This window comes from Chitinophaga rupis, assembly GCF_900109685.1.
GTDB lineage: Bacteria > Bacteroidota > Bacteroidia > Chitinophagales > Chitinophagaceae > Chitinophaga > Chitinophaga rupis.
In genome coordinates this window covers 1-25,468 of record NZ_FOBB01000013.1, presented here as the reverse complement: position 1 = coordinate 25,468, position 25,468 = coordinate 1, and the positions used below count along the sequence as shown (strand labels likewise).

19 protein-coding genes are annotated in these 25,468 nt (G+C 48.2%); 11 read left to right on the top strand and 8 right to left on the bottom strand.

Features of this window, described 5'->3' with window-relative positions; all coding sequences use genetic code 11:
* The first annotated feature begins 22 nt into the window (after window positions 1-22).
* The gene (locus BMZ54_RS30985; RefSeq protein ID WP_089920949.1) at window positions 23-739 is read left to right on the top strand and encodes a MotA/TolQ/ExbB proton channel family protein; all 717 of its coding nucleotides are present in this window, start codon (window positions 23-25) and stop codon (window positions 737-739) included.
* 91 nt (window positions 740-830) lie between these two features.
* Entirely contained in the window at window positions 831-1,241 is a 411-nt protein-coding gene (locus BMZ54_RS30980) for an ExbD/TolR family protein (protein ID WP_089920947.1), read from the top strand.
* Between the two features lie 389 nt (window positions 1,242-1,630).
* On the opposite strand, the gene prmC is transcribed toward BMZ54_RS30980, so the two are convergent.
* Complete coding sequence (gene prmC, locus BMZ54_RS30975) at window positions 1,631-2,500, bottom strand: peptide chain release factor N(5)-glutamine methyltransferase (protein WP_089920945.1); 870 nt, start codon at window positions 2,498-2,500, stop codon at window positions 1,631-1,633.
* A 59-nt stretch (window positions 2,501-2,559) separates the two neighbouring features.
* On the opposite strand from prmC, the gene ribD reads away from it, so the two are divergent.
* The 5 genes from ribD to BMZ54_RS30950 all read left to right on the top strand — a co-directional run bounded on the left by ribD (window position 2,560) and on the right by BMZ54_RS30950 (window position 12,140).
* On the top strand, window positions 2,560-3,597 hold the full coding sequence (ribD, locus tag BMZ54_RS30970) for a bifunctional diaminohydroxyphosphoribosylaminopyrimidine deaminase/5-amino-6-(5-phosphoribosylamino)uracil reductase RibD (protein ID WP_238386740.1): 1,038 nt from the start codon (window positions 2,560-2,562) through the stop codon (window positions 3,595-3,597).
* Between the two features lie 92 nt (window positions 3,598-3,689).
* On the top strand, window positions 3,690-4,298 hold the full coding sequence (locus BMZ54_RS30965) for an IMPACT family protein (RefSeq protein WP_089920942.1): 609 nt from the start codon (window positions 3,690-3,692) through the stop codon (window positions 4,296-4,298).
* Window positions 4,299-4,716: 418 nt separating this feature from the next.
* Window positions 4,717-7,848, top strand: coding sequence for a SusC/RagA family TonB-linked outer membrane protein (locus BMZ54_RS30960; RefSeq protein ID WP_089920940.1), 3,132 nt, complete (start codon window positions 4,717-4,719; stop codon window positions 7,846-7,848).
* Window positions 7,849-7,865: 17 nt separating this feature from the next.
* Window positions 7,866-9,365 carry a RagB/SusD family nutrient uptake outer membrane protein gene (locus BMZ54_RS30955; RefSeq protein ID WP_089920938.1) on the top strand — a complete coding sequence of 500 codons (1,500 nt, stop codon included), beginning with the start codon at window positions 7,866-7,868 and terminating at the stop codon, window positions 9,363-9,365.
* Window positions 9,366-9,389: 24 nt separating this feature from the next.
* Entirely contained in the window at window positions 9,390-12,140 is a 2,751-nt protein-coding gene (locus tag BMZ54_RS30950) for a glycoside hydrolase family 78 protein (protein ID WP_089920937.1), read from the top strand.
* 58 nt (window positions 12,141-12,198) lie between these two features.
* Here the strand turns inward: BMZ54_RS30950 and BMZ54_RS30945 are convergent, their stop codons facing one another.
* Together BMZ54_RS30945 and BMZ54_RS30940 are read right to left on the bottom strand one after the other, a co-directional pair.
* On the bottom strand, window positions 12,199-13,086 hold the full coding sequence (locus tag BMZ54_RS30945; RefSeq protein WP_089920935.1) for a 3-hydroxyacyl-CoA dehydrogenase family protein: 888 nt from the start codon (window positions 13,084-13,086) through the stop codon (window positions 12,199-12,201).
* A gap of 159 nt (window positions 13,087-13,245) precedes the next feature.
* Window positions 13,246-13,893, bottom strand: a complete 648-nt coding sequence (locus tag BMZ54_RS30940) for a carboxypeptidase-like regulatory domain-containing protein (protein ID WP_089920934.1) — start codon at window positions 13,891-13,893, stop codon at window positions 13,246-13,248.
* A gap of 134 nt (window positions 13,894-14,027) precedes the next feature.
* On the opposite strand from BMZ54_RS30940, the gene BMZ54_RS30935 reads away from it, so the two are divergent.
* Complete coding sequence (locus BMZ54_RS30935; RefSeq protein ID WP_089920933.1) at window positions 14,028-15,125, top strand: Mrp/NBP35 family ATP-binding protein; 1,098 nt, start codon at window positions 14,028-14,030, stop codon at window positions 15,123-15,125.
* An 80-nt stretch (window positions 15,126-15,205) separates the two neighbouring features.
* A complete protein-coding gene (locus BMZ54_RS30930; protein WP_089920931.1) occupies window positions 15,206-15,820 on the top strand; it encodes an FMN-binding negative transcriptional regulator in 615 nt (204 codons plus the stop codon).
* A 76-nt stretch (window positions 15,821-15,896) separates the two neighbouring features.
* On the opposite strand, the gene BMZ54_RS30925 is transcribed toward BMZ54_RS30930, so the two are convergent.
* Window positions 15,897-17,255, bottom strand: coding sequence for a Gfo/Idh/MocA family protein (locus BMZ54_RS30925; RefSeq protein ID WP_089920930.1), 1,359 nt, complete (start codon window positions 17,253-17,255; stop codon window positions 15,897-15,899).
* An 86-nt stretch (window positions 17,256-17,341) separates the two neighbouring features.
* Window positions 17,342-18,199, bottom strand: a complete 858-nt coding sequence (locus BMZ54_RS30920) for a sugar phosphate isomerase/epimerase family protein (protein ID WP_162277723.1) — start codon at window positions 18,197-18,199, stop codon at window positions 17,342-17,344.
* A 431-nt stretch (window positions 18,200-18,630) separates the two neighbouring features.
* Between BMZ54_RS30920 and pyrF the strand changes: the two genes are divergently transcribed.
* Window positions 18,631-19,455 (top strand): orotidine-5'-phosphate decarboxylase, encoded by an 825-nt coding sequence (pyrF, locus tag BMZ54_RS30915; protein WP_089920924.1) that lies wholly within the window; start codon window positions 18,631-18,633, stop codon window positions 19,453-19,455.
* Window positions 19,456-19,532: 77 nt separating this feature from the next.
* Here pyrF and BMZ54_RS30910 read toward each other — a convergent pair whose 3' ends face one another.
* From BMZ54_RS30910 to BMZ54_RS30900, 3 genes are all read right to left on the bottom strand, one after another.
* The gene (locus tag BMZ54_RS30910; protein ID WP_089920922.1) at window positions 19,533-20,828 is read right to left on the bottom strand and encodes a RagB/SusD family nutrient uptake outer membrane protein; all 1,296 of its coding nucleotides are present in this window, start codon (window positions 20,826-20,828) and stop codon (window positions 19,533-19,535) included.
* Window positions 20,829-20,846: 18 nt separating this feature from the next.
* Window positions 20,847-23,951, bottom strand: a complete 3,105-nt coding sequence (locus BMZ54_RS30905) for a SusC/RagA family TonB-linked outer membrane protein (RefSeq protein WP_202909406.1) — start codon at window positions 23,949-23,951, stop codon at window positions 20,847-20,849.
* A 178-nt stretch (window positions 23,952-24,129) separates the two neighbouring features.
* Complete coding sequence (locus BMZ54_RS30900; protein ID WP_089920921.1) at window positions 24,130-24,876, bottom strand: DeoR/GlpR family DNA-binding transcription regulator; 747 nt, start codon at window positions 24,874-24,876, stop codon at window positions 24,130-24,132.
* A gap of 308 nt (window positions 24,877-25,184) precedes the next feature.
* Here BMZ54_RS30900 and BMZ54_RS32860 point away from each other — a divergent pair.
* A partial coding sequence (locus BMZ54_RS32860; protein ID WP_143081197.1) for a transposase occupies window positions 25,185-25,468 on the top strand: 284 nt, incomplete at its 3' end.

Below are 25,468 nucleotides of genomic sequence, written 5' to 3'. Positions count from 1 at the left end.
TGCAAGGTTTAAAAATCAGTACATGCTATTAGGACTTGTTACATTATTGCAGGATTCTTTACTGACCCCCAAGGCTGATACGGTGGCCACAGCTGCCAATGCCGCAGCCACGGCCGATCAGCAGATACGTTTGCTGGACCTGTTGATGAAAGGAGGTGTGCTAATGATCCCGCTGGGCATCTTATCCCTTATAGCGGTATTTGTGTTTGTAGAAAGATATATCACCATCTCCAAGGCAGGTAAGCTGGAAAACAATTTTATGCCCATGATCCGCGACCATATTACCAGCGGCAACATGCAGGCAGCGCGTTCTATCTCAAAAAATACGGCCAGCCCAATTGCCCGTATGATAGATAAAGGCATACAACGTATAGGCAAGCCCATTGAGAACATTGAGAAATCAATGGAGAACGTAGGTAAGCTGGAGATCTATAAAATGGAAAAGAACCTGGTGATACTGGCTATTATATCCGGTATAGCGCCTATGTTCGGGTTCCTGGGTACCATTGCCGGTATGATCCAGACCTTCTTCAACATCTCCATTACCTCTGATATTACCCTGGGCACCATCGCCGGCGGTATCTACGTAAAAATGATCACCTCTGCTACCGGGTTAATAATCGGTATCGTAGCATACATCTGTTACAGCTTCCTGAATGCGCAGATAGATAAAGTGATCAATAAGATGGAAGCTGCATCCGCAGAGTTTATTGATATCTTACAGGAACCAACAAGATAATTTACGATTGTAGATTTACGATTTTAGATTTGGGCAGGTATCCGCTTTCATCAAATCTAAAATCTAAAATCTAAGATCTAAAATCATACTCATGAATTTACGAGATAGAAGAGGAAAACGGCAGGTGGAGCTGCATAATTCGGCCTTGAACGATATTTTGTTCATTCTGCTGCTGTTCTTCCTGATCGTATCTACCCTGGCTAATCCCAACGTTATTAAACTTACCCTGCCTAAAGCCAAGAGTAACACCAAGGCTAAACAAACAGTAGTGGTAAGCATTAACGATAAAAGAGAGTTTTACATTGGCACCAATAAAATACCTTTTGAAAGCCTGAAGCAAATGCTGGTGCCGGCCATTGCCCGCGAAAATGTAGATCCCACCATTGTAATAAATGCGGAAAGATCTGTGCCCGTAGAAGATATTGTAAAAGTAATGGAAGTAGCGCGGGAAATTGGGGCTAAAGTAGTACTGGCTACCGCAAATCCAAACCGGAAAGAATAGGCATAAAAAAAGAGATCGATGATCAGTTTAATGATGGAGGTGAAACTACAATTTTTGCAAACTTCATCGCCTTCATTTTTTTAACTTTCTCATCGACCTCTTAGGGTCGGAACGCTTATTCCTTTTGTTTTTTACCTTCCCCCTTTTACAAGGAAAGAAGATAAGGTTAATTAGGACATCACCGTTCCTTTTCAGAACATTTATTCCTTTCGTTTTTTATCACTGTTTCTTTTTAGGGAAACGGATAAGGTGAATTAGGAAATCAATGTCCGTTTGATTAAATATGCACCATTATCATGCCAATATGATTAATTAAAGTTTCCCCTCCTAGCAGCAAAAACAGCCGTAAAATACTGTGGTAACAAGGCCTCACTGCCTAGGAAAAAGTACTACACATCGCGCAGGTTTTCCCCCTTCACCATGCGGTCTTTTCCGAAAATATCCTGCCGCAGCTGCACATTGGCAAACCCTTCCTTTCCCATTAAGGTCACTACTTCCGCCCCTAATGCTTCATTGATCTCAAAGTATAAAGCGCCTCCTTTGGAAAGCTTGCTGCCAGCCAGTTGTACAATACGGCGGTAAAACAATAAGGCATCTTCATCCGGCACAAACAACGCTAAGGAAGGTTCATAATCCAGTACCTGCTGCTGCATACCCAAACGTTCGCTTTGCTTAATGTAGGGAGGGTTGCTCACAATAATATTAAATAAAGGCAAGGCCGCTGTTGCTTCCTCATCCAGCACATTTACCTGCGTAAAATGTACATCCAGCTGCTGTTTGGCGGCATTGGCCTTTGCAATGGTTAAAGCGCCGTCGCTCACATCAATACCCCATACGCTGGCTGCCGGCAGTGCCTGTTTTAAAGCCAGGGGAATGCAGCCGCTACCGGTGCCAATATCCAGCATCTGCAGGCCTGCCGCGGGTATCATCTGCACATCATTTAAGATCCATTCTACCAGCTCCTCCGTTTCCGGGCGGGGTATCAGCACATTGCGGTTCACCAGCAGCTCCATACCATAAAACCAGGCCGTACCGGTTACATATTGTACGGGCTGGTGCTGCAGCAGCGCAGCCACCGCCTCTTCCAGCCGGTTTTGCTGCCCAGGGTCCAGGTTCCGGTCTTTGTATACAATACGGTCCAGCTTATTGAGGCCGGTAATATGTTCCACCACTATATGGGCTATGTTGGCCGCTTCCCTGGGCTCATAAATAGGGGCGATGGTATTGATGATATAGGTAAATGCCGCTTGTATATTCATGCAAATGGTCTGAAAATAATACTTTTGCAAACATAACCAACGTTCAGCGCATGAACCCTATGCACGACGAACTTTTTATGCAACGCTGCCTGCAGCTGGCCCAGCTGGGCGCCGGCCGGGTAGCGCCTAACCCCATGGTAGGGGCGCTGCTGGTGCACCAGGACCGTATTATCAGTGAAGGTTACCATCGGGTATATGGCCAGGCGCATGCGGAGGTGGATTGTATTGAACGGGTGCCGGAGGCCGATAAATACCTCATACCCCAATCCACTATGTATGTAACGCTGGAGCCCTGCGCGCATCATGGTAAAACGCCGCCCTGTGCCGACAGGATCGTGAAAGAAGGCATTCCCAGGGTGGTGATCGGCTGTACCGATACCTTTTCACAGGTAAGCGGCAAAGGCATTGAAAAGCTGCAGCAGGCCGGCATACAGGTAACTGTTGGCGTGCTGGAAAGGGCCTGCCGGGAGCTGAATAAACGTTTCTTTACCTATCATGAAAAGAAACGGCCTTATATTGTGCTCAAATGGGCGCAATGCCCGGCTGGTTTTATGGCCACGCTAACCGGCGAGCCGGTACGTATTTCCAATGAATACAGCGACCGGCTGGTACACCGCTGGCGGAATGAGGAAATGGCCATACTGGTAGGCACCAATACCGCCCTTACCGATGATCCCCGCCTGAACAACCGCCTGTGGACCGGCAAAAGCCCGGTACGCGCAGTAATAGACCGGGAGCTGAAAACACCGCAGCATTATCACCTGTGGGATGGCAGCGTAGCTACCTGGTTCTTTACAGAAAAAGCATCCGGCACAAATGGCCTTACGGAAACGGTGCAGATAGATTTCCGGCAACCGCTGTTACCACAGGTGCTGGAACACCTGTATGAAAGGAATATTAACAGTGTGCTGGTAGAAGGGGGCGCGTATCTGTTACAGCGTTTTATAGAAGCCGGCCTGTGGGACGAAGCCCGGGTAATTAACGGCAGCACCATGCTGCCCGATGGCGTAAAGGCGCCGGTACTGCCCCGTGCATTATTAATGGAACAAACAACCCTGCAAGGGGATAATATAACATATTATAGAAACACAGAATAGTTGGCAGTAAGCAGTCCGCAGTTGGCAGTATATATACCACATGTACCTTCGCCTGACTGCAAACTGCACACTGCCAACTGCCCACTAAAGAAATGGAAGTTTATTTTACGATTGAGAAAACTGCCACCGCAGAATATAAGGACAGAGGCAGTAAATTTATTGCATACGCTTTCCCGGTAAAAAATACAGATGATGTAAAAGAATGTCTGCTGGTTGTTAAAAAAGAACACCCCAAAGCCACCCACCACTGTTTTGCTTACCGCCTGGGTACAGATGGTTTGCAGTTCCGCGCCAGCGATGATGGCGAACCTTCCGGTACGGCCGGTAAACCCATACTGGGACAAATAGACAGCAAACAGCTTACAGATACTTTAGTGATCGTAGTGCGTTATTTTGGCGGCACCTTACTGGGCGCACCCGGTTTGATCAATGCCTACAAAATGGCCACTGCTCTGGTATTACAGCTGATACCCGCCGTGCAGAAGAATGTAGAGGTAAAGTACGAGCTTAGCTTCGACTACACCATCTTAAATGAAGTGATCAACACCGTAAAACAAAATAACTGCTCCATTCTTTCCCAGGAACTGCAGCTGTTCTGTGCCATGCAAATAGGCATACCCAAGGCCAATAAAGAGCTTTGTTTGCTGCGCTTAAAAGAGATCTACGGGCTGGAAATGAGGGAGCTGAAAGCGGTTAAGTAATATAGCCCTTACCGTTAGACTGTTCCCAATAATTGCCAATAATCCGCTATTGCTGAAGTAGTACAGCGCATAGCCCTGTTCATCCTGTACGGAATGAACAGGGCTTTTTATATTTTACAATGATTAAGATAGTATAGGACAGTTGCCCTGAATTTTTATTCTAATTTAACCTCATCTTCAAATTGTACTCAGTAATTCAGGAGAGCCATCTCCTGCCATGCCATATTATTTAAACTAAAACACTTAAAAATTCCTCGGTTATGAAAAGGTATCATCACTATTATCATGCGTACAGGTAGCTTTCACAGATAGCTAATACCATACTTAAACCGTCATTATGTTTTGCCTCCGCCATCATCCGGAAGGCAGGGATATCTCTTTGCATTTATCCATTCCTAACAGCTAAACCCATCCCGTTATGTACAACAGCATTACCAACAAACAAACAGGGCGCTGGCCTGTTTTTCTATGCAATCTGGTTTTGATGCTCTGCTGCCTGTCCGCTGCAGCACAGCAAAAGAGCACCGTTAGCGGACAGGTGACCGATTCTACCGGCAATCCTTTGCCGGGTGTTACCGTGCAGATAGCCGGTAAGTCACAAGGCACACAAACCAATGCCGGCGGGCAGTTCAGCATTGCTGCTGCTACTGGCGATGTGCTTTCTTTTCATTATATAGGCTATGATGAAAAACGTGTGCAAGTAGGCAGCCAGCCGGTTATCAATGTACGGCTTATTACTTCTACTGCAGGGCTCAACGAAGTAGTGGTGATCGGTTACGGTACCCAGCAAAAGAAAGACCTTACCGGCGCAGTGGCCAATGTAAGCGGCAAACAGCTGCAGGACCTGCCGGTAGCAGGTATGGATCAGAAACTAACCGGGCAGGTGCCCGGCGTGCAGGTAAGCAGTGTAACCGGTACACCCGGCGGCGGCGCAGCCGTGCGGATCCGGGGCTCCGGCTCAATAGGCGCAGGTAGCGATCCCCTTTATGTAGTGGATGGTTTTCCTTTGTCCTCCGGTTTTGACCAGCAAGCCAGTCCGCTGAACATCATCAACCCTGATGACATCGAATCCATCACCGTACTGAAAGATGCTTCTTCCACCGCCATCTACGGTTCCCGCGGCTCTAACGGCGTAGTAGTGGTTACTACCAAACATGGCAAAAGCGGTGTGCCGCGTGTAAGCCTTAACACCAATACCGGCTTCCAGGAAGTGCCTGAAAAGGGCCGGCCGCAAATGCTGAATGCGCGTGAGTTTGCCCAATTCCGGAAAGATATTATTATAGATGATTTTGCATCCCGCGGGCAAACCGCTACCGATGCGGATATACCGGAAGAATATCGTCATCCCGAACAATACGGCACAGGTACCAACTGGTACAACACCGTACTGAAAAAAGCGCTGCAGCATAATACTACCCTTAGCGTTAGCGGCGGCACAGAGAATACGAAATATAATTTTTCAGCAGGTTATTATACCCAGGATGGCGTAGTGCGTTACACGGGTTATGACCGCTACAGTGTGCGGGCAAATATCGAAAGCCGTATAGGCCGCAAAGTGAAGATAGGCCTCAACCTGGCGCCTACCTACAGCACGCAGCAGGTGAACAATTTTGAGAACAGCTTTACCGATGTGCTTACGCAAAGCCTCTGGCTCAGTCCATTGATCCCGGTGTATGATAATACCGGGCAGCGCACACCTTACATCAGCTCACCCGGTATGTTCAGTGCTGCCAACCCCCTGAATTCCCTGGAGTTTGGCGTAACCAATGTAAAGAGCTTTAATGGCCTTGGCAATATTTATGGTGAATACGAGATCATTAACGGGCTGAAAGCAAAGGCAAGCTTTAATGTTAACTACGGCAACGGCTCTACTTTTGTATTCAATCCCTCTTTTTTGGGCGGGGTGAATAACCCGCCGCCCAGCATTCCCAATTCTTCCCAGTCAAAGGCCAATGCGATGAACTGGCTCACGGAAATGTTGCTGTCCTACGATAAAACCTTTGGCAAAGATCATGCGCTGAACGTTGTATTGGGTTATACTGCGCAGAAAGAGCGCCGGGATTTCCTGCAGATCAATGCTTCCAATTACCCGGATGACAAGATCCAGCCTATTGGCGCTGCTGCTACCATTCCTTCCTATTCGCAGGATGTGCAGGAGTGGGCCGTGCTTTCTTACCTGGGCAGGATCAATTATTCGCTGAAGGATAAATACCTGTTCACTGTAACAGTACGTTCCGATGGTTCTTCCCGCTTCGGTTACAATAACCGTTACGGTACATTCCCTTCCGGCGCTATTGCCTGGCGCGCTTCAGAAGAAGAATTCCTGAAACGCGTTTCCTGGCTCAGCGATCTGAAGCTGCGCGCCAGCTATGGCCTTTCAGGTAACTACAATATCGGCAACTACACTTACATGTCTAACATTGCCGCTTATAACTATGCTTTCGGCGGCCAGATCGCCAATGGCAGAAGCGCATCTTCCCTGAGCAATTTCGACCTTACCTGGGAAGAATCTTCCCAGCTGGATGTAGGTATGGATGCAGGCCTGTTCGGCAACCGCATAAACCTTACGGTTGATTATTACCGGCGTATCACCAAAGGCATGTTATACAATTCGGAGATCCCGCTGTCATCCGGTTACACGAACGTGATCATCAACTCCGGTAAAATAAAAAACCAGGGCATTGAAATAGGCATCAGCAGCGATAACCTGGATGGTGCATTAAAATGGACCACTAACGCCAACATTGCTTTTAACCGTAACAAGGTACTGGCATTAAATGCCAAGAACGATCCTATTTACAGCGGCCGCAGTGGCGAAGGCTCTTTTCAGCATATTACAGAAGTAGGCAAACCGGTAGGCCTGTTCTACGGTTATGTAGTAGAAGGCGTTTATAAAGACCAGGACGATCTTAACCGCTCGCCTAAGCATGTTACCTCTGTAGTAGGCTCTATCAAGTATAAAGATGTGGATGGTAACGGTATCATAGAACCGGTGAATGACTTTGCAATCATCGGCGATCCTAACCCGAAGTTCATCTGGGGGCTCACGAATAATTTCAGCTATAAAGGCTTTGACCTGGGTATTGTATTGGTTGGCTCACAGGGCGGACAGGTAATGAAAACCGCTAATCAATACCTGCTGAATATAGATGGCATCTTTAACGTGGACCGTAAAGTGCTGAACCGCTGGCGCTCGCCGGAGCAGCCTGGCGACGGTGTTACGCCAACTACCAATGGCGCAAGGGTGATCTATCGCGACGTAAATTCCTCCTGGATAGAAAGCTCCTCATTCATGCGTATCCAGAACATTACGCTGGGCTACAACTTCAGCAAAAGATGGCTGGAACATACAAAGTTCATCAGCGGCGCAAGGCTGTATGCCGGTGTACAGAACCTGCACACCTTTACAGGGTACAGTGGCGCCAACCCGGAAGTGAGCCGTAAAACCGTTTCTGGTAACGCCACCAGCACGGCGCTTACACCCGGTGAGGATTTTACTAACTACCCGATCGCACGTACGTTCACATTGGGCCTTAACCTGTCCTTTTAACCGCAAAATCATCTGTTATGCAAGGAAAAAGATCTATTCAATATATACTCATCCCGCTGATGGCAGCGCTGCTGACCACCGGCTGCGGCAAAAACTTCCTGGACCTGAACCCGGAAGCCACCATCAACAGCAATGTATTTTACAAGAACGAAGACGAGATCAAGCAGGCGGTGAATGCAGCCTACAACATACTGCAGGACCTAGGCCGCGAAAGCTACTGGATCTTCGGCGAAATGAGATCGGATAACAGCGCGTTCCAGTACAACAACGCAGACAGGGGAAGAGAACAGTGGGAGTTTGTAGATGAATTCCTGGTAGGCGCTACCGCCGAATGTATCCGTAACTTCTGGCAGGATAGCTATATCGGCATTTCCCGCTGTAATGATGTGCTGGCGCATATAGATGAAGTGACTATGTCTGATGCTGCACGCAACCAGTACACCGGCGAAGTGCAGTTCCTGCGGGCCTTTCATTATTTCAACCTGGTGCGTCAGTTCGGTGGTGTGCCCTTGCGCATGAGCGCTGTGCAATCGCCCGATTCCTCGCTTTCCAAAGGACGTGCAAGCGTTGAGCAGGTATATGCCGTTATTATAGCTGACCTTACCGCTGCTGCTGCAAAGCTGCCTGCAAAATATAACGGCGCTGATGTAGGAAGGGCAAGCTCCGCTACAGCAAGCACCCTGCTGGGCAAGGTATACCTGACACAAAAGAAATATGCCGAAGCCTTAGCTGAGCTGCGCAAGGTTACTGCCCTGGGATACCAGCTGGTACCTAATTATGCAGATATCTTTGACCCGAATAAAAAGAACGGTCCTGAATCCATTTTCGAGATCCAGTACCTGGGCTCACAAACAGGATTGTTCAGTAGCTTCATGTACACGTTTGCCCCTTATACATCCGGCAGCGCAGTAACCGGCGATACCAAAACAGGCATCAACGGCAGCGGCTCGGGCTGGAATATTCCCACACAGGACATGATCGCGGCTTATGAAGCAGGAGATAAACGTAAAGCAGCTTCCCTTTCAGAAGGTTATACCATCAATGGCGTTTTTGTGAACATTCCCTATGTAAAAAAGTATAACCACGGCTTTACTGAAGTAGGACGTACCAACGATAATTTTCCTGTGCTGCGTTATGCAGATGTATTGCTGATGATCGCCGAATGCCTCAATGAACAGGGCTTTGTGGCCAACGGCGAAGCATTTGACCTCCTGAACCAGGTGAGAACAAGGGCAGGCCTGCCAAACAAAACAGCCGCGGAGCTGAACAGCCAGACTGCTTTCAGAAATGCGGTGTTTCATGAAAGGCAGGTAGAGCTGGCGTTTGAGAACCACCGCTGGTACGATCTGGTACGTTCAGGCAATGCCGTTACAGTCATGAACGCACATGGTGTGCGGGAAAAACAGCAGCATACTTACATTCCGTCAAACGCTTACCAGGTAAGCAACAACCGGTTGCTGTTACCCCTGCCGCAAACAGATGTGAATCTCGATAACCTTGAACAGAACCCACAATAGCATTTATTATTTAAATACAACAGCATGATAAAACGGATTCTTCTTTTACTCTTGCCGGTAGTATTGATCTACTCCTGTAAACAAACCAGCAATGACCTTACGCTGGCGCACCTGCGCTGCGAATTCCGCGAAAACCCTTCAGGCATTGACCTTAGCAATCCCAGGTTAAGCTGGGAGATCGAAAGCAGCGGCAGAGGCATCGAACAGTCGGCCTACCAGCTCATGGTTGCCTCTTCTGAAGATGCACTCAACAACGATGAAGCAGACCTCTGGAACTCAGAGAAGGTGAGCTCCGATCAATCCATTAATGTAGCCTACGCAGGTAAGCCGCTCAGCAGCGGCGCGCAATGTTACTGGAAAGTGAAAGTGTGGACAAAGGATGGTAAAGAATCCGGCTGGAGCAAGCCTGCCAGCTGGAGTACAGGGTTGTTACAACTCACGGACTGGCAGGCAAAATGGATAGGACTTGATTCCGCTTTCGGATGGGAAAAGCCTAAAGACACCCTCACCCGGCTTTCTGCACGTTATCTCAGGAAAGAATTTCCTGTTGGCAAAAAGGTAAAGCGCGCCACCGCCTATATCAGCGGACTGGGATTATATGAGCTTTACATCAATGGTAAAAAGATCGGAGACCAGGTGCTGGCGCCCGGCCCCACGGAATATAATAAGCGCGTATTTTACAACACCTTTGATGTAACCGCTGAATTGAAAGAAGGCAATAATGCCATCGGCGCCATTCTCGGTAACGGCCGCTTCTTTCATATGCGGGAACCAAACATAACAAACTACGGTTATCCTAAAATGATCTGCCAGCTGAACCTCGTATATGACGATGGCAGCACCGGCAACGTGATCACAGACGATAGCTGGAAACTAACTGCCGCAGGGCCTATTATCGCTAACAATGAGTATGACGGTGAAGAGTACGATGCCACCAAAGAGCTGACAGGATGGGCCCAGCCGGGATATAACACCGCTAACTGGCTGCCGGTGCAGCTGGTGCAGGAACCTGCAGACCTGCTGGTGGCACAGCCCAACAATAATATCAAAGTGATGGATACCGTGAAAGCAGTGAGTGTGAAAGAGATCAAACCCGGCATGTTCATTTACGATATGGGGCAGAACTTTGTAGGCTGGGTGCATCTTAAAGTAAAAGGGGAGAAAGGCGCCAAAGTGAGCATGCGTTTCGCAGAACGCCTGAAAGATGACAGCACCCTGTACATGGATAACCTCCGCTCTGCAAAGGTAACGGACATCTATACACTAAAAGGAGAAGGCACGGAAGAATGGGAGCCCCGTTTCACCTATCATGGTTTCCGTTATGTAGAGGTAACAGGATATCCCGGCAAGCCGGATCTGTCGGCTATTGAAGGCAGGGTAGTGTATGACGAAATGGAAACTACCGGCCAATTTGAAACCTCCAATGAAGTGATCAACAAAATATACAGGAACGCCTACTGGGGCATACGCGGTAACTACCGCGGCATGCCTACGGATTGTCCGCAGCGTGATGAGCGTATGGGATGGCTGGGCGACCGTGCTGTAGGCGCCAGGGGAGAGAGCTTTATTTTCGATAACCACATGCTGTATGCCAAATGGCTGCAGGATATAGAAGATGCGCAAAAGCCGGAGGGCAGTGTGCCCGATGTGGCGCCCACTTACTGGAAAATATATTCGGATAACATGACCTGGCCGGCTGCTTACCTGATCATCGCCAACCTGCTGTATGAGCAGTATGGGGATGACCAGCCGCTGCGCAAGCACTATGCTTCCATGAAAAAGTGGATGTACTACATGAAGGATAAATACATGAAAGATTATATCCTCACAAAGGACACCTATGGCGACTGGTGTATGCCTCCGGAGTCGCCGGAGCTCATTCACTCCAAAGACCCTGCACGTAAAACTGCCGGCGATTACCTGGGTACTGCTTTCTATTATCACCTGCTGACAGTGATGGAACGTTTTGCAACCATCACCGGTAATACAGCCGATGTAAGCGCATTCAAGGAGCTGGGCGAAAAAGTGAAGCTGGCTTTCAACGACAAGTTCCTTAATAAAAAAGAAGGTTATTATGCGAACAACACACCTACTGCCAATATCTTTTCGCTGGCTTACGGGCTTACACCTTCCGGCAGCCAGGATACAGTATTCCGCCATGTGGTGGATAAAACCCTGCAGGACTACAATGGGCATATAAGCACTGGCCTGGTAGGCGCAGAATGGCTGATGCGGGTGCTTACCAATTACGGGCGTGGCGACCTGGCTTACCAGCTGGCCACTAATACCACTTATCCCAGCTGGGGTTATATGGCCGAACATGGGGCCACCACTATCTGGGAGTTGTGGAACGGCAACACCGCGGACCCGGCCATGAACTCAGGTAATCACGTAATGCTGCTGGGCGACCTGGTAGTATGGTATTACGAAAACCTGGCAGGCATCAAGCCTGATCCTTCAGCTCCCGGTTTTAAGAAGATCATTATGAAACCGTTGCCGGTAAAAGACCTGAAGAAGGTAAGCGCCAGCTACCACTCTGTACATGGCTGGATCCGCAGCGCCTGGGAAAAGGAAGGTAATACCTTTAACTGGAAGATCACCGTGCCGGTTAATACCCGGGCAGCGGTATATGTACCCGCAGCGTCGGAACAGCAGGTGAAAGAGGGCAATGCCGTTATATCCGGAAATAAAGGTGTGAAATTTGTAAAGATGGATGGAGGATATGCCGTATTTGAGGTAGGATCAGGAGAGTATAATTTCAGCGCAGGAGAGTGATTGGAGCTGCATAAAAGAAAGAGACCGGCCCTTTAAAGCTGGTCTCTTTCTTTTTATATTATTTGAAACGGCTGCTCACTACCAGGTCTTTACTGCCGGCCGTGTACTTATAAAAACCTTCTCCGCTTTTTACGCCTAAATAACCGGCCGTAACCATATTCACCAGCAGCGGGCAAGGGGCGTATTTAGGATTTCCGAAACCATCATGCAGCACCTGTAAAATAGATAAACACACATCCAGCCCTATAAAATCCGCCAGCTGTAAAGGTCCCATGGGATGCGCCATGCCCAGCTTCATTACGGTGTCAATTTCCTGCACGCCTGCTACGCCTTCATATAAAGAGCAAATGGCTTCATTGATCATGGGCATTAAGATGCGGTTGGCGATAAAGCCGGGATAATCATTCACCACACAGGGTACTTTCTCCAGCTTTTCAGACAGGCTCACGATTGTTTTAGTTACTTCCGCATCCGTAGCATAACCGTTAATGATCTCTACCAGTTTCATAACCGGTACGGGATTCATGAAGTGCATGCCAATTACTTTCTCCGGCCTTTTGGTGGCTGCAGCAATGCGGGTAATGGAAATAGAGGAGGTATTGGTGGCCAGTATCGCATCTGCCGGTGCATGCTGGTCCAGCTCTGCAAATATTTTTAGTTTCAGGTTAATGTTTTCTGTGGCTGCTTCTACTATCAGCCCTGCATGCTTAACGCCGTCTGCAAGGGAAGTATAGGTAGTAATGTTTTGCAGGGTTTCAGTTTTCACGGTTTCGTTAATGCTGCCTTTGGCTACCTGCCGGTCCAGGTTCTTCTGAATAACGCCCAGGGCTTTTTCCAACGCAGGCGCAGAAACATCTATCAGGTTTACTTTATAATTATGCTGTGCAAATACGTGAGCTATGCCGTTTCCCATAGTTCCGGCGCCAATAACAGCTATTTGTTGCATGCGTTTTTGTTTTAGTGTATGAGGTCGTGAAATTTATTGCTGTGCAAATATGCGGATTAAGTACATACGCACTGCGTAAATATTAGCTTGCAAATATGAGAAAATTTCAGGTACAAACATTTTTGCAAATGTCCATCCATCTGCATATTCGCACATTAACTAATCGTCTTTTCTTTTGAAATCGCCCCGTTTCCAGGCCTGTATGAATTGTGCCCAGGCCAGCGGGTTAAAGATATTCTGGGGTGGCTGCTGCCCGGCGTAATAGAGGGATTGCGCCTGTTTTTTCATGTACATATTCGACGCCTCGCGCCCGTCCACCGGCAAATAACGCGCCAGGGCCCGCATTCTGGCGGCATCCGTGTTCTTACGGGCTATTTCATATTCATCATCAGGTATATCATCGCCAATGAAAGCTTTTTCAAATTCTTCTTTGGTAGGGTAGGGCTTAATGATGGTTACCGGCAGGTAAGTAGTATCCTCCACCATCAGCTGTATCATGGAAAAATTATTGCCTTTCAGGTCAGTGGGTATGCGGAACATTTTCCTTTTGAAACCTACCGCTGTGAACGACAAGGTATCTCCTTTAAATGCCACAATGGAAAATACACCCTGGCTGTTGGAGATGGTACCGCGTCCCTGGCCTCTTATGACCACGCTTACTGCCGGAATGGCCCGCAGGCTGTCTGCCGTCATAGTAATACCGGAGATCTGGATAATACTGTCTTTAAACTGCGTGAATTGCGCTTTCAGCAGGAAGGGAGATAGTAAAAAAAAGAATAACAGTATGTAGGAACTAATCTTTCGCATGTGGTCCTAAGATAAAAGAATTTGTCAAATGTTCCATCGCTTATGACCACATTGACAAAAACTATAATTTATCGCCCAAATTAACCCCCGATTAGGTTAACTTTGCAGTCTGGAATCAAATTTAACAACTTTTTATGATCACAAAAGAGCAGGTGTTACAGGCTTTGAGCAATGTAGAAGAACCGGACCTTGGCAAGGACCTGGTAACACTGAACATGGTGAAAGACATAGAGATAGACGGCAATAAAGTAAAATTTACTGTAGTACTTACCACGCCCGCCTGCCCGCTGAAAGATATGATCCGCAATGCGTGTATCACTGCCATCCACCTGATGGTGAGCAAAGAGGCCGAGGTGCAGGTGAATATGACCGCCAACGTAAACTCTAACCGTAAAGATGGCAGAGCTGTATTGCCCAACGTTAAAAATATTATTGTAGTAGCTTCCGGTAAAGGCGGCGTAGGTAAATCCACCGTAGCGGCCAACCTGGCCCTGGCACTGGCAGAAGGCGGCGCCACCGTGGGTTTGATGGATGCCGATATTTACGGCCCCTCTGTACCCATTATGTTTGGCGTACGCGGCGAAAGGCCTTTAATGACCAATGTGGATGGTAAAGGCATGATAGTGCCGCTGGAAAAATACGGTATTAAGCTCATGTCTATCGGGTTGCTGATAGATGAAAAGCAGGCCGTGGTTTGGCGCGGTCCTATGGCCAGCAGCGCACTGCGTCAGTTTATTACCGATGTATACTGGGGCGACCTGGATTACCTGGTAATTGATATGCCGCCCGGCACCGGCGATATTCACCTGACGCTGGTACAAACCGTTCCGGTTACCGGCGCGGTGATTGTAACCACCCCGCAGGATGTAGCCCTGGCCGATGCTAAAAAAGGCATCATGATGTTTAACGGCCAGCAGGTGAATGTACCCATCATTGGTTTGGTGGAGAACATGTCCTACTTCACACCGGCAGAGCTGCCCAATAACAAATATTACATTTTTGGAAAGGATGGTGGTAAACGACTGGCAGAAGATATGGAAATTCCTTTCCTGGGACAAATACCCCTGGTGCAAAGCATCCGTGAAGGCGGCGATGAAGGCGAGCCGGTAATGGTAGGCAAAGATGAGATCACGAAAAATGCGTTCATTGAATTTGCCGGTAATGCCGCCCGCAGCATAGCCATGCGCAATGCCAATATGGAGCCAACGAAGATCGTAGAAATAGTATTGTAATTTGAAATGATATTGAAAGTGAAAAACGGAGCCGTTCTTCGTTTTTCACTTTTCTTTTTAGCCCTTAACGCTACACATTTATGCATGTCCCTAAAATAAATCAGGAAACCAACTGGCAGGAGATCTCCTCCTTTATCCGCGAAAACGGTTTTGGTATCCTGGTCAATGTAGCTGCCGGTACGCCGCTGGCTACACACATTCCCATTGAGCTGGAGGAAAAGGCAGATGGCGCTTTTGTGCTGAAAGGGCATATCGCAAAAAATAACCCGCAGTGGGAGGCCTTTACCAGCGGCCCGGCCCTGGCTATTTTCACTGCTCCGCACGCATACATATCATCTTCCTGGTATGAGAAGGAGAAGATCCCCACCTGGAATTACATTGCGGTACACATCTATGGCCCCATGCGCATTTTAACGGACGAAGAATTAGCAGCGTCTCTTGAAAAGCTGATGAACCATTATGAGGCCGCCTCCGAACACCCCGTGCATTTGCACGACATCCCGGAAAAGGAATTACACAACAACCTCAAAGCTATTGTAGGTTTTGAAATGACGATAGCCGATGTGCAGGCACGTTATAAGCTTAGCCAGAATAAGAACGATCGTGATTATAAGAGCGTGATCCATCACCTGAAACAACGTGGCGATGAAGATGCGTTGCGGATTGCAGAGGAGATGGAGAAACGAAGGAAATGATATACAAATGTGCAAATGAAAAAGCGAATGTTTCAGCAGATGGAACATTCGCTTTTTTATATAGATCGCTGCATTACTACATAATAAACGCTTTCCCGCCTACCATCACCTCCTGCTTGCCTTCATCAAACGTAGCCTTCTGGCCGGTACGGTAAGCAGCATTCCCCATGATCAGTGCAATAGAGTGGGAGTAGGCTGCTTCTATGGGCGCATTGGTTTCCTTACGGGAACGTACACACTCCATCCAGTTACGCACATGCCCGTTGGTTAATGCATCACCGCCGGTATTGGCGCTGGTAGTAGCTTTAACAGCATCGCTGGTCAGGGTAATATCCGGCAGCAGATTTGCATGCATGCCCATTTCCTGCGCTTCCCTTTCTGTTAAGCCGCCGGTATGGCTGATCTTATTGCTATCCATATCAATGGTGCCACCGTTGGAGTAATAGATCTCCTTAATACCGCCGGCAGAGTTATGAAAGCGGGAGCTGTACATTACCTGGAAGCCACTCTTGGGATCATCTTCCGGCCCGTATTCAAACACCGCGGTTAGGGTATCTGCATTTGCACGGCCATCTTTCCATACATAAATGCCGCCATTGGCTACAGCAGAACGGGGATGTTTCAGCCCGCTGAACCAGTGTACGGTATCGATCTGGTGGGTCATCCACTGGCCAAAAATGCCGCTGGAATAAGGCCAGAACAGGCGGAACTCCAGGTATTTGCGCGGGTCCCAGCTATCCTGCGGGCGGCCTGCCAGGAAGCGTTTCCAGTCAGTATCAGATTCACGGATGGATTTTACCAGTTCAGGACGGCGCCAGCGGCCGGGCTGGTTCACGTTCCAGGTCATTTCCACCATGGTAATAGGTCCGAATTTGCCTTCTTTTATAAAGTTGGCAGCAGCATGGTAGCTGGGCCCACTACGGCGTTGCGTGCCTACCTGGAATATTTTGCCGGAGCCTTTTACGGCTTTCAGTGCAGCGCGTGCATCTTCCATGGTTTCTGCAAAAGGTTTTTCGCAGTACACATCCATTTTGTGACCTACGGCCTCAATGGTATGGTAGGCATGCTGGAAATCAGCCGTGGCAATGATCACTGCATCCAGGTCCTTATTCTTATACAGTTCATCATTATTCACATAGGTTTGTATGCTATGCCCTGTTTTATTTTCCAGGAAAGCCTTGCCTTCATCACGGCGGCGGTTCCAGATATCAGATACGCCTATCAGGTCAAAGTTCAGCTCCTTGTTGTTGGCAAAAAAACAGGGAAGCAGCGCCTGGCGCGCCCTGTCTGAAAAGCCTACCAATCCTACATTTACACGGTCATTAGCGCCCAGGATACGCGCATAGCTGCTGGCTGGCATACCCATAGCAGTGAGGGTGATACCGGCCCCGCCCATAATAGATTTTTTCAGGAAATCACGACGTGAGTTGTTCATATAACAGATAATTTTTTGAGCTGTCAGCTACCGGCGTTTAGCCTTTAGCCGTTAATATGTACCAGTTTAAAAATTGTACGAGGTTGTTAGTCCTTATAAGTTTCTTCCAGCTGTTTTTGTAAATATTCCAGTGCCGGTTTAGCCTGTGCAGCCATATTATCCCAGCGGCATTCCACCATAATGCGGCCTTCAAAGCCAATGCGGTGCAGGGCTGCAAAGTAGGGGCGGAAATCCTGTTGGGCCACACCCGGGGCAGCACGTTTTTCCCTTTCTGCAATATGGCAGTGCACCAGGTTACCGCGGGCATTGTCAATATGAGCTGCGGGTTCATGTTCCATTAACATATGGTACATATCGGCCGTTAGTTTAAAATTGGGATGGTGAACGCCGTTCACTACTTCATTCGCCTCTTCCAGCGTATTTACAAAATTGGTTTCCGTGCGGTTCAGGCACTCTATAGCAATAATGCGGTTATAACGCGCCGCTACTTCCGCCATTTTGCGGCAAAGCGCAATAAACTCCTTTTTTACGACAGCATGGTCCACGCCCTCCGGTATTCTACGGGCCTCGCCACTACCGAGTACAATCAGCTGTATGCCGGCTTTTTGCGCACGCTGCATTACCGTATCTATATAACCCAGCACCCGGGCTTCATTTACCTGCGGTCCCACAATTTTAATGGTACCGGGAATAAAACCATTACAGGTTTCCACTTTGCAGCGGGTATGCTGCAGGTCGGCCACCTGGGCCTTAAACTGCTCCTCACTCACCGTGGGCGCCAGCAGATGGCTTACCCCATCTTCTATATAAACATACCCGGCCGGGCCAAATATGCTGTCGTTCTTATAATTGCTGCAAACGCCAATAGAAGGCAGTTTTTGTGCATTCGATTGCAGGATCAGTGTCAGGAAGATGGAAAAGAGTAAAAAAAAGCGTTGTTGCATGGTAATTTTTTCAGTGAACGTGGAGGATGCAGCCGGGCATGTACTGTTCATAAACGGGTGAAGATCAGGTCATGCGGCGCTGCAGTTAACCTCTGGGTGTTATAATCTGCTTCCGGTGGATAAGTTAATAAGTAAATCCGGAAGATCAAAATTTAAATGCCAGACGGACTGCTCCCTGCAATCCACATTCAGTGCCCGGAATTGTGAAAAAATGATCGGCTGAATTTGCTAAAAATAGCGGAACTTTAATGAGTGAGTCTGATTTTGCCAACAGTAGCCATCATGCCAGGACAACAACCAAGTAACCCGGGAAGCTTACCTGTTAATATACGCAGTGGACATTGTGCCACGAACAATGGATCAAATCAAATATTTCAATCACCTGCAATGGTTAAGTTTTGCTTAACTTTGCGCCCCAAATTTAACTGACTATGAATCGACAGGAATTAGTGGGCCTGATCAAGGAAAAACAATCTTATCTGTGTGTTGGCCTGGACACGGACATCCATAAGATTCCGAAGCACCTGCTTTCACACGCAGACCCGGTATTTGCCTTTAACAAAGCCATTATTGATGCTACCCGCGATCTGTGCGTATCCTACAAGATCAACACCGCTTTTTACGAGTGCATGGGCATGCGTGGCTGGGAAAGCTTGCAACGTACGGTAGAGTACATTCCCACCGGCATTTTTACCATTGCCGATGCCAAACGCGGCGACATAGGCAACACCGCCACCCAATATGCCAAAACATTTTTTGATACCTATAATTTTGACGCTGTTACCGTAGCACCTTACATGGGCCGCGACAGCGTAGAACCCTTCCTGCACTTTTCGGAAAAGTGGGCCATTGTGCTGGGCCTTACCTCCAACGAAGGTGCGCAGGACTTTCAAATGCAAAGGGTAGGAGATGAATACCTGTACGAAAAAGTGATCCGCACCACCATGGAATGGGGTACGCCGGATAACCTGATGTTCGTGGTAGGCGCCACGCAAACCTCGCAGCTGGCGGCTATCCGCCAACTGGCGCCGGACAACTTTTTCCTGGTGCCCGGTGTAGGCGCACAGGGCGGCAGCCTGCAGGAAATATCTTCCCTGGCTATGAATAAAGATTGCGGGTTGCTGGTGAATGCCAGCCGTGCTATAATCTATGCCGGTAACGGCGACGATTTTGCCGTGGATGCCCGCCAGGCGGCGCAGCAATACCAGCGGGAAATGGCAGAGTATTTATCGCAGGCAGTATCGCAAACAATGTAGAAGTAAGAATACTAAATAGCATAAAAAAAGAAGCAGGACCAGCGTCCTGCTTCTTTTTTTATGCTTATATCGTTTCCTCAAAAATCAGGATCCGCAGGTGTGTTGGGATTGTTATCCCTTTCAGCAAACGGATAGGGGAAGAAGTTCCGCTTACGTTCAGTAAGCGGACGGTTAAAGCGGCGCATATCTTCCATTTTCAGGCCGGACATATACAGCTCTATACAACGGTTCTGGTAAATAGCCGTTAGCAGCTGTGCCTGTGAAAGCGGGCCTGTAATGGCGGGTAAGGCAGCGCCAACCTTTAACGGATCGTTAGCAGCCGTTTTGGTAACCACTTTATTTAACTCTGTTAACCCGGTATTCAGATCATTCTGCCGCGCATAACATTCTGCCTTTATCAGCGTTATCTCGCCCGGCAGGAACACCGGCCATTGCGTGTTCTTATCTGCACCAAAACCTTTAATACGGTAACGCGGTGCGATGGTTAAGTTAAGCGCGGTATAAAAAGGCACACGCTGGTCTGCAAGGTTAGGCTGTAAGCCAACCGGCAATCCCAAAGTGGAATCTATTACCTGCCATACGTTGTTGGTAGAGGTAGAGGTTTCCCAGATAGGATTGGTGAACACCGCATCATAATTGAACACCGCTGTTTTGGTAAGATCAACATTATTAGCAGTGCTTAAAGCCAGTGCATAATTACCGGCAAATAATGCATAACGCGCTTTCAGCGCCTGCAGCGTATTAGGAATATCTATGCCGGCAGGAATGTTGGTTAAAAAGCCGCTGCTGGGTGCATTGGCTGCCATAGCAGCAAGTGCCCGGTCAATCCAGCCAATGGCTTTGTTAAAGCCGGCAACCCGGTCTATGAAGTTTACACTGGTGGTAAGCGTACCGGTGGTATCAGGCACCTGTTGCCAGTACATAGACATGTTGCCAAGCGCCAGCGCTTTAAAAATAGTGGCATAGCCGATCAGGCCACTGGCATAGGCTTTATCTTCCATACCCTGCGCATAATTGATCACACGGTTCGCATCAAAAATGATCTTGTTACCATTGGACCAGATATTAGCCAGGATGGTGTTGGTACCATCTACCGTACCACCACCGGAATTCAGCTGGTTCTCAGGCACATTCCCCGGGTTCATTAACAGCAGCTCATTGGTGCTGAAGCCATTCGCCGTAACAATATTATATAAAGCGCCCGCGCGGTTAGTAGAGTAAATGCGCTGCAACCCGGTAGCAACGGCTGTTACCGCCTGCGTGGAGGTAAATACATCGTCTTCCTTAGCGGCAGACGGGTTGGTGAAATCCTTTTTGCAGGATGCGCTCAACAACGTACTGGCGATACAGATACCTGCTATTATTTTTTTCATACAATGCTTTTTAATAGGTTAGAATTTTGCAGACAGCCCCACACTAAATGTTCTGGGCACCGGTACAGGGCCAAAGTCAATACCGCGTAACACAGTGCTTTGTCCTGCTGCATTCACTTCCGGATCATAGCCCTTGTAATTGTCCCATGAGATCAGGTTACGGCCGCTCACATTCACAGTCAGATCGCGGAAGCCTTTGAGCTTGCCAATGTTGTAGCCAATGTATACTTCACGCAGCTTTACAAAGGATCCGTCGTCAATACGCCATTGCTCTGTATTGTACACCCCTGCAATGTAACCGCGGGGCAGCTGGCCCAGGTACTCTTGTTCTGCTACTTTACCATTACCTACGCCCTGGCGGGTACGGAAGTCGGCGTTAAATACATCATTACCCTGCACAGCATCCAGCTGTACGCGCACATTAAATTTCTTGTAGCTGAATTCATTCACCAGAGAAGCGGTATAATCCGGGTTAGGATCACCTATGATCTTGCGGAGCGGGGTGGCGTTGGCCACCGGCAGGCCGTTAGCATCACGTTGAGGCGTGTAGGTTAATGGGCTGTTCTGGATACCTCTTTCCATTTGCGGAATGCCGGCTGCATTCTTCAGCTGACCGTTATCGGCAAAGAAAGTTCCGTAAAATACCCCGATCGGCTGCCCTTCCAGGATAGCCACCGGCGCGCCGCCATTGGTAGCATACAGGATCAGTGACTGACCTATTTTCAGGGCTTTGTTACGGTTGCGGTTAAAGATACCGGTAACGTCCCAACGGAAATTTTTGTTTAATACCGGCACCAGGTTCAGTACTACTTCTATCCCTTTGTTCTGCAGGGAGCCAATGTTGTTCTGGTAGCTGGAATAGCCGGTGGTAGGGGCTACTACGCGGTTCAGCAGCAGGTCGTTCACCTTTTTAATGTAGTAGTTGAACTGCAGGCCAATCCGGTTATTCAGAAAAGCCATGTCTGTACCGAACTCAATTTCCTTCTGGCGTTCCGGAGCAACATTTTCATTAGCTAAGATAGAACTGCCCACAAAAGATATTTTGGTATTAAAAGCATTGGTGGTGTAAGAGTTAAAACGGTCATACGCACCAATGCCGGTCAGGTTACCGGATTCACCGTAAGCGGCACGTACTTTCAATAAGTTCCACCAGCTGTTTACGCTGGCATCTTTCCAGAAATCAGATTCTGATAACACATAGCTGCCGCTGGCTTTTACATACACCTGGTTGCGCTCATCCTTACCAAATACAGAAGAGCCATCCATACGCACGGCGCCGGTCAGGAACAGCTGGTTCCTGTACTGGAAGCTTTGCTGCAGGTACACACCGGAAATGGATATTTCACTGCGGCTGTCGGCCGTAGGTAAGGGAGTGGCTGCGCTGTTCACCGCTTCTACAAACGGCGCCAGGCCCCTGCCTTGCGTAAGCAGGTAGTTGTTCTTTTCATATTGTACAGAGTAGCCTACCTGTGTGGTAGCGCCAAAATTGTCGGAGATATTCCATTTGTAGTTGGCGCTCAGGTCGTGGTTTATCTGGAAAAAGTTATCGGTAGCGGTGCTGGCATAACCATTCTGCGTGGCATCCAGGGTAGGGCCGCCGCCAAAGAAACCGGTGCTTACATTGTAAGCAAAGGGCGGCATAAAGGTATTACCCTGCTGGCTGTAATTATCAATACCCAGGTTATAGCTCAGGGTGAGGTTCTTTACCGGGTATACCTTCAATCCCACATTGGCCAGTACGCGGCTGGTTTGCTGTTTCTGTTTAAAATCTTCTATTACAGATACCGGGTTCACACGGCCTCTTTCACCTACTGCCTTCAGGTTGCCGGCAGCATCGCGGGTAAAAATATCGTGTTCGTTGGCAATAATGGTAACAGAGTTCATGGGAGAGTAAAAGGAGTTCCCATCCGGCTTTTCATCGGCCGCGCTGTTAATATAGTTCACACCGGCATTAAAGCTCATCCAGTCGGTCAGCTGCTGATCCAGGTTCAGGCGGAAGCTGTAACGCTGAAAATCTGTATTCTTAATAATGCCCTGGTTGTAGAAATAAGATGCAGAAGCATAATATTTTGTTTTGTCCCTGCCGCCGCTTACAGACACGTTATTATCCGTACCTAAACCGGTATGGAAAATATAGTCCTGGTAATCGTAACGCTTCACCGGTGTGGTATTGGTAAGCGCGGGGGTTAAGATGTCCTGCGTTTGCACATCCGGTGAGCCGCCGAATTTAATCGGCGCCTGGTTCACATCCAGTTTTTTACGCAGCTGGCTTACCATCATGCTGGTGGAGAAGCTTACCACCGGCGCGCCGGAGCTGCCTCTTTTGGTAAAGATCTGCACTACCCCTGCATTGGCGCGTGAGCCATAGATAGCTGCTGCAGCAGCGCCGTTCAGCACTTCTATATGGTCAATGTCGGCCGGGTTAATATCCACCATCCTGTTCTGGCCAACAGTGCCAATAAAGTTTGCGCCGTCATAGGTGCCGGCTGTATTGGTTACACGGTTGGTAGCATTATTTACAATAATACCATCTACAATGTACAGCGGGTCAGAAGAGCCGGTGATAGTGCTGATACCCCTCAGCCTTACAGAGATGCCGCCGGCAGGGTCGCCGGAGTTCTGCGAGATCTGCGCACCGGCGGTTTTACCCTGCAGGGCTGCAAGGGCGTTACCGGTAGCGCCTTTGGTCAGCTGCTCTGCTTTCACGGTACTGATATAGTTGCCTAATTGTTTACGGGTAGTACCTTCTGTAGTACCGGTCACCACTACTTCATCCAGGCCTAAAGCATCTTCAGACAGCTGGGTGATCATGCTGTAGGTGCTGGCATCGCCTATTTGTAAGGCTTGTTCTTTGCTGGCAAAACCAACGCCGGAGAATTTTACGGTATAGGAGCCGGGTTTTAAGGTGGCGTTAAAGCTAAAGTCGCCGTCTGTGCCGGTTACCGCGCCATAAGTAGTACTTTTTATTTGTACTGTGATACCGGGTATGCCGGCGCCTTCGGCACTGGTAACTTTACCGGCTATACGCACCTGCCCAAAGGCCTGCGTAACACTTAAGCCGGTTAACAGGAAGAGGCATAATAGCCGCCATTTCCTGCATGCTGGTAATAACAAATTCATCATAACTGTTTACGATTTTAGATTTGGATGTCTACATAAATATTGATTTACGATCTTAGATTTGAGTGTGCTACATGTGATCCTTGTCTACATTCACAAAAAATATATCACATAGAAGAAAGCCGCTACAGCCTTCACTTCATCAGATCTAAATCTAAAATCGTAAATCTTAAATCTTAAATCAAAGGATTTCCAGTCCTTGTTTTTTATAAGCGGATAATACCTGGCTCTCTGGCGCCAGTTCAGTAACAAGTGTATGAATACCGTGTATATCGCATACCTGTATGCGCTGTGCGGTATTCACCTTTTCCGCAATGGTAAGCGCCACTACCTTTTGTGCGCTGGTTACCATGGCCTTTTTAATTTGCATGACTTCCCAATCGTTTTCTGTTAATCCATGAGTAATGTCAATGGCATTGGTCCCTAAGAAGCAGATGTCCGCTTTAATTTGTTTGATCTTGGCCTGCGCCTCACCCCCCACGGTGATCTGCGCATTTTTTGATAGTTTATCGCCTATGAGAATAATTTCAATGTTCGGGTGCTGCATGTATTCAATAGCTGCCGTAAGGCTTACAGTAAAAAAAGTAGCCTTTAACTCCGGCGGCAGTGCCCGGGCCAGCTCTATGATGGTAGTGCCCCCAGTGGTAAGCACAAACATGCCATCCTGGATCAGCTTTGCGGCTTTTTGCGCAATGCACTTTTTTTCATCCAGCGCATATACCTGTTGTGCATGTACGGAGAAATGATACCCCTGCGACAAGGCCCCGCCATGTACCTTAATAAGCTTTCCCTGATCTGCCAGCTCTGCCAGATCACGCCGGATGGTATCTTCCGATACTTTGATCTCCTGGCTCAGATCGGCGGACAATACCCGGTTATGCAGGTTTACCTGGTGAAGTATATAGGTTTGCCTTTCTTTTTTAAGCATGACGGAACAGCGAAATAGACATTGGTTACTTTAATGTCGGCACAAAAACGCAAACAAACAAGCAAAAAGAAGCAAGTGATAGTAAAAAACCTGCAAAAACACGCAAACTAATCTTGTGGAGGATAAGAAAATATTGGAGTGAAAGGAGCCTGTTTCCTATGACTTTCCCATGTGTTTCCTGTGTCTATCTCATGAGTTTCTCATGTCTTTCCCTACTAAATCCCATGGTTTTCCCTAGTGATTCCTGTATTGATTCAGAATTGACTTTACATGTTGGGGGTTAATTAAGGATTAATTAAATTACTAACATGAAAGGAAAATCATTAGGACCACCTCCTATCTACGCCGAGACCTTGAAAATCAGCGTTGCCCGGGAATATCTATCGACAGATCAAAGCTATGGAGAGTTGGCAAAGAAGTACGGCCTTAAAAACAGAGAGGTCGTTAGGAGTATGGTGTCCTGGTACGAAAGGCATTACAGCCAGGATCAGCTGCCAGTAGTTAAAAAAGATCCAGCAGTTGGCTCACCGGACCTAAAAGCAGGAGCCTCCAATACAGATAAGGAAAAACAATTAAAGGAAGCCCTTTTAAA

Excerpts from the sequence above, each read along its gene's own strand:
- BMZ54_RS30910 (WP_089920922.1), bottom strand. The coding sequence starts at position 20,828 with ATGAAAAAAATAATAGCAGGTATCTGTATCGCCAGTACGTTGTTGAGC.
- BMZ54_RS30950 (WP_089920937.1), top strand. The coding sequence starts at position 9,390 with ATGATAAAACGGATTCTTCTTTTACTCTTGCCGGTAGTATTGATCTAC.
- BMZ54_RS30920 (WP_162277723.1), bottom strand. The coding sequence starts at position 18,199 with ATGCAACAACGCTTTTTTTTACTCTTTTCCATCTTCCTGACACTGATC.
- BMZ54_RS30945 (WP_089920935.1), bottom strand. The coding sequence starts at position 13,086 with ATGCAACAAATAGCTGTTATTGGCGCCGGAACTATGGGAAACGGCATA.
- BMZ54_RS30965 (WP_089920942.1), top strand. The coding sequence starts at position 3,690 with ATGGAAGTTTATTTTACGATTGAGAAAACTGCCACCGCAGAATATAAG.
- pyrF (WP_089920924.1), top strand. The coding sequence starts at position 18,631 with ATGAATCGACAGGAATTAGTGGGCCTGATCAAGGAAAAACAATCTTAT.
- BMZ54_RS30935 (WP_089920933.1), top strand. The coding sequence starts at position 14,028 with ATGATCACAAAAGAGCAGGTGTTACAGGCTTTGAGCAATGTAGAAGAA.
- BMZ54_RS30905 (WP_202909406.1), bottom strand. The coding sequence starts at position 23,951 with ATGATGAATTTGTTATTACCAGCATGCAGGAAATGGCGGCTATTATGC.
- ribD (WP_238386740.1), top strand. The coding sequence starts at position 2,560 with ATGCACGACGAACTTTTTATGCAACGCTGCCTGCAGCTGGCCCAGCTG.
- BMZ54_RS30930 (WP_089920931.1), top strand. The coding sequence starts at position 15,206 with ATGCATGTCCCTAAAATAAATCAGGAAACCAACTGGCAGGAGATCTCC.
- prmC (WP_089920945.1), bottom strand. The coding sequence starts at position 2,500 with ATGAATATACAAGCGGCATTTACCTATATCATCAATACCATCGCCCCT.
- BMZ54_RS30925 (WP_089920930.1), bottom strand. The coding sequence starts at position 17,255 with ATGAACAACTCACGTCGTGATTTCCTGAAAAAATCTATTATGGGCGGG.
- BMZ54_RS30980 (WP_089920947.1), top strand. The coding sequence starts at position 831 with ATGAATTTACGAGATAGAAGAGGAAAACGGCAGGTGGAGCTGCATAAT.
- BMZ54_RS30960 (WP_089920940.1), top strand. The coding sequence starts at position 4,717 with ATGTACAACAGCATTACCAACAAACAAACAGGGCGCTGGCCTGTTTTT.
- BMZ54_RS30955 (WP_089920938.1), top strand. The coding sequence starts at position 7,866 with ATGCAAGGAAAAAGATCTATTCAATATATACTCATCCCGCTGATGGCA.
- BMZ54_RS30940 (WP_089920934.1), bottom strand. The coding sequence starts at position 13,893 with ATGCGAAAGATTAGTTCCTACATACTGTTATTCTTTTTTTTACTATCT.
- BMZ54_RS30900 (WP_089920921.1), bottom strand. The coding sequence starts at position 24,876 with ATGCTTAAAAAAGAAAGGCAAACCTATATACTTCACCAGGTAAACCTG.
- BMZ54_RS30985 (WP_089920949.1), top strand. The coding sequence starts at position 23 with ATGCTATTAGGACTTGTTACATTATTGCAGGATTCTTTACTGACCCCC.